This window comes from Kitasatospora gansuensis, from assembly GCF_014203705.1.
Lineage (GTDB): Bacteria > Actinomycetota > Actinomycetes > Streptomycetales > Streptomycetaceae > Kitasatospora > Kitasatospora gansuensis.
On the sequence record NZ_JACHJR010000001.1, the window covers coordinates 8,205,862 to 8,212,083 of the forward strand.

A 6,222-nucleotide genomic window follows, 5' to 3' on the forward strand; every position below is an offset into this window, starting at 1 on the left:
AAGTTCCTAGCCGAGTGCCGTGACCCCCAGCAGCAGGACGCGCAGGCCGTTGTCGATCGCCGCGTCCCGTTCGGCGGCCGAGAGGCCGGGCTGGAGGTTGACGAGGATGGTGGCCAGCCCGTGCACGGTGGCCCAGCTGGCCGTCACCGCCGCGCCGGTCTCCTGCGGCGGCAGGATTCCCGCCCCGGTCAGCCGCTCGAGCGCCGCCAGGAGGATCGCGTCGGGCTGCGGCTGCCCCTGGGCGTCGGGGGCCGGCTGGTGGCCGGCCGATCCCGGGGTGCCGACCCCCGAGGGGTTGCCGTCCATGGCGGTCCGGAACAGTCCCGGCTCCTCGAGCGCGAACCGCACGTACGCGCGGCCGACTTCGCCCAGGTGGAACACGGCCGCCGCGCGCGGCCCAGGGGGCTCGGGGACGGCCGCGACATGGGCCGCCATGGCCGCTCCCAGCTCGCACAGGGCCTGTTTGGCCACCGCCGCCTTCAGTGCGGCCAGGGTCTTGAAGTGGCCGTACGCGGAGTTGGGGGCGACCCCGACGAGGCGGGTGACCTCGCGCAGGACCACCGCCTCCGGCCCGCCGGTGCGGGCCAGTTCGATGCCCGCTGTGATCAGTGCCGCCCGCAGGTCGCCGTGGTGGTAGGTGGTGCGGGTGCGGCGGGTGGGCTGGGTCATGTACGGATCCTGGCACGGACGGATCCGGGGCGGCCACCCGCTCCCGCGGCCCTTGCGGTGGGCGGCCACGGGCTACGGCGTGACGAAGCGCAGGCCCGGGAGGCCGCGGCGGCGGATCATCAGTTCGGCGACGACGATGTTGGGCAGCCAGCACAGGAACGGGACCGCGGCGTAGGCCTGGGCGACCATGTGGTCCACGTCGCCCCCGGCGGCCCGCCCCGCCAGCACCTGGAGCAGGATCAGCACGCCGAACCAGAGCCGCAGGGTCGGCGCCGCGAAGGTCAGGGCGAAGCTGCGGATCATCCAGGCTTGGTGCGCGGCGAAGTCGCCCTGGCGGGCGGCCCGGTAGCCGCGGTAGGTGGTCCACCCCCAGAGCACGGCGAGGCTGCCGAAGCCGAAGAACCCGGCGAACGCCACGGAGTTGAAGAACGACATCACCAGCGCCGCCACCGAGCCCAGCCCGACGGCGGCCACGTAGGCGCGCCCGATCCAGCGGTGCACGCGGGGCAGGCGGCGCCGGATCGCGCGGACGAACTGGAACGGGCCCACGGCCAGGGCCGCCCCGGCGGTGACGATGTGGACGTAGAAGGCCACCTGGACCGCGAGGGGCCGCTGCGCGTAGGTCGGCGCGAGGCCGACCCGGCCGGCGGCGAGGTCCTGCAGGCTGCCGGCCGCGTACTGGCCGACGGAGTAGCCGGTGATCGCCACCGACAGCAGCAGCATCACGGTCCAGCCGGAACGGGAGCCGCGCCGGGGCCGGCCGGTGGCCGTGGGCGGGCGGGAGGTCACTACGGGTGCGGACATGGCGAAGGGGCCCTCTTTCGGGGCGAGGCGAAGCGCGGGAGGGGCGGCACCAGCTCAATCTGTACAGTGTGAGTTTTAGTGCCCGTCCAGCACACGTGTCAACAGCTCCCGACAGCGGCGCAGGCCAAGGAACCCAAGGGAAGATGACGCCGGCTCAGCTCACACCCGGCCCCCGGCCCGGGCGGCCGACCGCCGTTCCCCGGGCACGGATTTCGTGTCAGCGGCGGTGAAAGGAGACACTGCGGGGGAGTGCGGTGCCGATCAGGCCGCAACGCCGACGCGGGCCCGCGCGCCCGCCGACGCACGGCGGTACCGGCCGGCGTCCCACCGCCCGTACCGCACCGAAGGAGACCCCGCAGTGCCCTGGAAGTCCCACCTCACCTGGACCGGCCACACCGCCGGCAACGCCACCACCGTCCACCAGGGCCGCACCTGGCACCTGTCCAAGCACCTCAGCCCCCCGGACGCCCAGGGCCGCTACAGCCCCTACGAACGCTGGTACCTCCACGCCGACGACGGCCACGGCCAACCCCACCCCGACCTCGCCAGCGCCTCACTCGGCCGCAACCGCGTCAACGCCCAACGCCTGGCCGAACTGACCATCACCGGCTGGGAGAACAGCCACCAGCTGCGCCCCGGCGACGGCGTCCAGCTGTGGCGGCGCACCGACGGCGACGGCACCCTGGTCCCGCTGGACGAACTCCTCGCCGGACGGCACCGCTGACGCCGACCGCGGCCTCCGGGCCCCGCGCCGAGGCCTGACGGGCAGCGTCGGGTTTTCCGTCTGCGGGACAGGCCCGACCGGCTCCGACGGAGATGCCCCGGCGGTGCGCCGGATCAGGAGAGCGGCGGCCAGGGCCCGGCGAGCAGACGGGCGGCCTCGGCGACGATCCTCGTGGCGATGACCTCCTCCGGGTCGGCGAAGGCGGGGCTCCAGTTCCCGTACTCGGCGCCGTCGCTGACGATCGACTGCAGCGCGTCGGGACAGCCGAGCCGCGACCACGCCTCGACAGGGGGAAACCGGAGGGCCACCTGCGCCGTCGAACGGCCCCGCTGAGCCGGCCCCGGACCGGTCCGATGCCCGTCACGGGCCGGTGCCGCCCACCGTTCCGCTGCTCCGGTCCGGCTCTGCCACCCGGCTGTCCTGCCCGGCCGTCCGGCACGCGGTGCCCGGGCTCGCCCGGGCTGCCCCGGCCCTCCTGGCGTACTGCGCGGGGGTCAGGGCCATGGCAGCCGGCTGGACTGCCGGTAGTTGTCGGCGTCCGGGGAGTACGGCCCGCCCTTCGGCTTGCGGAACAGCCGGGCGAAAGCGACCAGCTTCGCCCCCAGTCGTCCAACCGGACTCCTCATACCGCTGTCCTCCCCGTACGGTGCCGCCCGATGGCACAGCCCTCCCCGCAGGCTAGGCCCAGCCGGGCTTCAAGGAGCCTGTGTTGAGCGAGACTTGAGGACGAACAGCGCATTGCCGTCACCTGGGCGGGCGTCGCGGTGCCGTTCGTACTGCCGGTCAGCGCACTCAGCTGGGCCGCGGTCGGGCCGGACCGGCCCGAGGGCCGGCGCGACCGGCTCTGGTTCGACCTGCGCGTGGACGCCAACTGGGCTGAGGAGCAACTGAGTTCGCGCATCCACCAGGTCGGCGAGGCCGGAGCGCGACGACCGGCCCACCGGAGCGCTCCGGCCGGGCAGCGTGCGGCGGGGCTCGGGCAGAGCGGTTCCGACCGCGGCCGGGACCAAGGCTGCGGCCTCCTCCCCGAGGAGGAGAGCGCGGCGACCGATCGGCCGAAACCCCGGACCGGAAGGCCGATCCGGCGGCCGGCGGCCGTCCGCCAGGCTTCGAGACATGACAGACCACCACCGCACCCAGTCAAACTCCAGCCCCCACCGGCATTCTGACGCTCCGTCGGCACATTCCCCGGGCGGCCCCGGACGCCGCGCCGTACTCGCCGGCGCGGCCGGCCTGCTCGGCGCGGCAGGACTGGCCGCCGCACCCACCGCCGCCGCGTCCGGGGCACGTACCGTGCCGCGAGGACGTTTCGCGGGGAAGGTGGTGGCCATCACCGGGGCCACCTCGGGGATCGGCCGCGCCACCGCGCTGGCCTTCGCCGCCCAGGGCGCCGCGGTCGGCTTCTGCGGGCGGCGGGCCGAGCTCGGGGCCCAGGTGGAGCGCGAGATCCGCCGGGCGGGCGGCACCGCCCGCTACGTCCGGGCGGACGTCCGGGTCGAGAAGGACGTGGAGAACTTCGTCCGGCAGACCGTCGACTCGTTCGGCGGCCTGGACATCGCCTTCAACAACGCGGGCATCAGCCGCACCGCCCGGCTGCACGAACTGGGCACCGACACCTTCGACGACGTGATGGCGACCAACGCGCGGGGCGTGTTCCTGTCGATGAAGTACCAGATCCCCCACCTGCTGGCGCGCGGTGGCGGGGTGGTGATCGTGACCTCGTCCTCCGCCGTCGAGGTGGCCCGGCCGCAGGGCGCGGCGTACTCGGCGGGCAAGCGCGCGGTCCAGGGCCTGGTGCAGGCCGCCGCGCTCGACTACGGCCGCGACGGCATCCGGGTCAACGCGATCATGCCGGGCACCACGGACACCGCGCTGGTACGGCCGCCGGGGATGGACGACGCGACCTGGACCGCCGCGAGGGCGTGGCTGGGCGAGCAGAACGTCGACGGGCTGCACCGCATCGCCTCACCCGAGGACATCGCCCAGGCGGTCCTGGGCCTGGCGGCGGACGACTTCGCCTACATGACCGGAGCCGGCGTCTTCGTCGACGGCGGCGCCAGCGCCGGCCGCCGCCTGCTTGTCCCGCCCCGGCCCTGACCGGAGAACACCCGGGCCGGCCGGGGGCCTTGACTACCTGGTGGCCCGGGGGTCGCGCGCGCCCAGACGGTACCTGCTGACGAGCCGTCCGAGGAAGGCGGCGTTGACGAGGGCGGCCGACACGGTGGCGGTGAGGAAGAGGACGGGGTGGCCGGGCCTGAGTAGAACTGCTCATTCCGTCCTGCGCATGTCCCGGTGTCGCCGCCGGGCCCTGGCCGCTGCCGGGGCGGGCCCGGCGAACTGACGGACTCGTCCGACGATGCCGTCGGCACCCGGGCCGCCGGGAGCCCGCGGCCGGGGCGCCGGCAGGGGCCGTGAGCCGGAATAGTTCGGCGGAACCACGTTGTTGATCGGGCAACCAGCGATTGACGAGGGGTCAGCCATGTCTGTGAACGGGACGGTCGCCGAGGGGTTCGAGGGCGTCCGGGAGGAGTTCGAGGCCTTCCTCGCCGAGGAGCCGGCCGAGCCGGGCGCGCAGCTCGCCGCGTACCTGGACGGGCGGCTGGTGGTCGACCTGTGGTCCCAGGGCGTCGAACGGGAGAGCCTGACCGGCGTCTACTCGGTGACCAAGGGCGCCGCACACCTGCTGGTCGCCCTGCTGGTGCAGGACGGCGTGCTCGAACTGGACCGCGAAGTGGCCTCGTACTGGCCGGAGTTCGCCGCCGAGGGCAAGGGCCGGCTGACCCTGCGCGAGCTGCTGGCGCACCGGGCCGGGGCGATCTCGGTGGAGGGCGGGTTCACGGCGCAGGAACTGGCGGACGACCGGCTGGTCGCCGGGCGGCTGGCCGCGCACAAGCCCTACTGGGAGCCCGGCACCGCGCACGGCTACCACGCCACCGTGATCGGCGCGCTGACCGGCGAGGTGGTGCTGCGGGCCACCGGGCGCACCCTGCAGGAGCTGTACGAGGAGCGGATCCGCGCGCCGTACGGCCTGGACCTGTTCCTCGGGCTGCCCGAGGAGTTGGAGCCGCGCTTCGTCAGCCTGCAGCGGGCCGAGCCGACACCGGATCAGCTGGCCGCCTTCGCGGCGCAGCCGCTGCCCGGCAAGGACGGCCTGTTCGCGACCTCCTTCAACCTGCGCACCGACCTGGTGGACTTCGTCAACCGGCGGGAGACCCGGGCCAAGGGCCCGGCCTCGGCCGGCGGCGTGGGCAGCGCCCGCGGTGTCGCCGGGATGTACGCGGCGGCGATCAGCGGCCTCGGCGGCCTGGGCCCGCTGCTGAAGCCGGAGACCGTCACCGAGTTCACCACCCTGCACTACCCGGGCACCGACCTGGTGACCGGCTCGGTGGACAACTTCGCGCTGGGCTTCGAGACTTCGGGCCTGCGCTACCCGTTCCTCGGCGCGAACGCCTTCGGCCACCCCGGGGTGGCCGGCGCACAGGGCTTCGCCGACCCGGCGAGCGGCGTGGCGTACGGCTACACCCGGCGGCGGTTCACCTTCCCGCCCTCCGGCGGCGCACCGGAGAACGACCAGCTGGCCGCGGCCGTGGTGGCGGCCGCCCGAACGGCGCGCTGACGCCGGTGAGGGGCCGGGGCGGCCGGCCCCTCACCGCCCGCGCGCTCTCCGGCCGACTGCGGATCAGTATCGGACGGTCCGTCAGGATCGTTCCCAGGCCGGGCTGTTGGGTCCTGGCGCTGTGTCCGCGAAGGTTCAGCGGGGTGGGCCGGGGTCTTCCCTCTGCCGCAGATCAGCGCGATGCTGCCCGCAGGGAGGGCGACATGAGCTGGATGGGACCGAGCACCGCTCGCGAGGTGACGGTTCCCGACACCGTCGGGCTGACCGTGACCGATGCCCGCACAGTCGCGTCGGAAGCCGGCGTGGCCCTCGCCGCCGCCGATCCGGACGGCCCACCGGTCGGGGCACTGACCTGGCCCGGAGTCTGGGTGGTCACCGCCCAGACTCCCGCCCCCGGCACCAGGATGCG

At 74.5% G+C, this 6,222-nt stretch carries 8 protein-coding genes; 4 read left to right on the top strand and 4 right to left on the bottom strand.

Features of this window, described 5'->3' with window-relative positions; all coding sequences use genetic code 11:
- Positions 1–6: 6 nt before the first annotated feature.
- Together F4556_RS37025 and F4556_RS37030 are read right to left on the bottom strand one after the other, a co-directional pair.
- Positions 7–669, bottom strand: coding sequence for a TetR/AcrR family transcriptional regulator (locus tag F4556_RS37025; protein WP_184910457.1), 663 nt, complete (start codon positions 667–669; stop codon positions 7–9).
- A 72-nt stretch (positions 670–741) separates the two neighbouring features.
- Positions 742–1,473, bottom strand: coding sequence for a DUF2306 domain-containing protein (locus F4556_RS37030; RefSeq protein WP_184924096.1), 732 nt, complete (start codon positions 1,471–1,473; stop codon positions 742–744).
- A 358-nt stretch (positions 1,474–1,831) separates the two neighbouring features.
- Between F4556_RS37030 and F4556_RS37035 the strand changes: the two genes are divergently transcribed.
- Positions 1,832–2,197: a hypothetical protein gene (locus F4556_RS37035; protein ID WP_184910455.1), complete on the top strand. Its 366-nt coding sequence runs from the start codon at positions 1,832–1,834 to the stop codon at positions 2,195–2,197.
- A gap of 113 nt (positions 2,198–2,310) precedes the next feature.
- Here F4556_RS37035 and F4556_RS37040 read toward each other — a convergent pair whose 3' ends face one another.
- On the bottom strand, positions 2,311–2,505 hold the full coding sequence (locus F4556_RS37040; RefSeq protein ID WP_184910453.1) for a hypothetical protein: 195 nt from the start codon (positions 2,503–2,505) through the stop codon (positions 2,311–2,313).
- Positions 2,506–2,691: 186 nt separating this feature from the next.
- Positions 2,692–2,823 (bottom strand): hypothetical protein, encoded by a 132-nt coding sequence (locus F4556_RS39285; protein ID WP_281403623.1) that lies wholly within the window; start codon positions 2,821–2,823, stop codon positions 2,692–2,694.
- A gap of 667 nt (positions 2,824–3,490) precedes the next feature.
- Between F4556_RS39285 and F4556_RS37045 the strand changes: the two genes are divergently transcribed.
- The 3 genes from F4556_RS37045 to F4556_RS37055 form a co-directional block, all read left to right on the top strand.
- Positions 3,491–4,294 carry an SDR family NAD(P)-dependent oxidoreductase gene (locus tag F4556_RS37045; protein WP_313068080.1) on the top strand — a complete coding sequence of 268 codons (804 nt, stop codon included), beginning with the start codon at positions 3,491–3,493 and terminating at the stop codon, positions 4,292–4,294.
- Between the two features lie 382 nt (positions 4,295–4,676).
- On the top strand, positions 4,677–5,813 hold the full coding sequence (locus tag F4556_RS37050) for a serine hydrolase domain-containing protein (protein ID WP_184910451.1): 1,137 nt from the start codon (positions 4,677–4,679) through the stop codon (positions 5,811–5,813).
- A 203-nt stretch (positions 5,814–6,016) separates the two neighbouring features.
- The coding region (locus F4556_RS37055) for a PASTA domain-containing protein (protein WP_184910449.1) at positions 6,017–6,222 on the top strand (206 nt) is incomplete at its 3' end.

Excerpts from the sequence above, each read along its gene's own strand:
- F4556_RS37050 (WP_184910451.1), top strand. The coding sequence starts at position 4,677 with ATGTCTGTGAACGGGACGGTCGCCGAGGGGTTCGAGGGCGTCCGGGAG.
- F4556_RS37030 (WP_184924096.1), bottom strand. The coding sequence starts at position 1,473 with ATGTCCGCACCCGTAGTGACCTCCCGCCCGCCCACGGCCACCGGCCGG.
- F4556_RS37025 (WP_184910457.1), bottom strand. The coding sequence starts at position 669 with ATGACCCAGCCCACCCGCCGCACCCGCACCACCTACCACCACGGCGAC.
- F4556_RS39285 (WP_281403623.1), bottom strand. The coding sequence starts at position 2,823 with ATGAGGAGTCCGGTTGGACGACTGGGGGCGAAGCTGGTCGCTTTCGCC.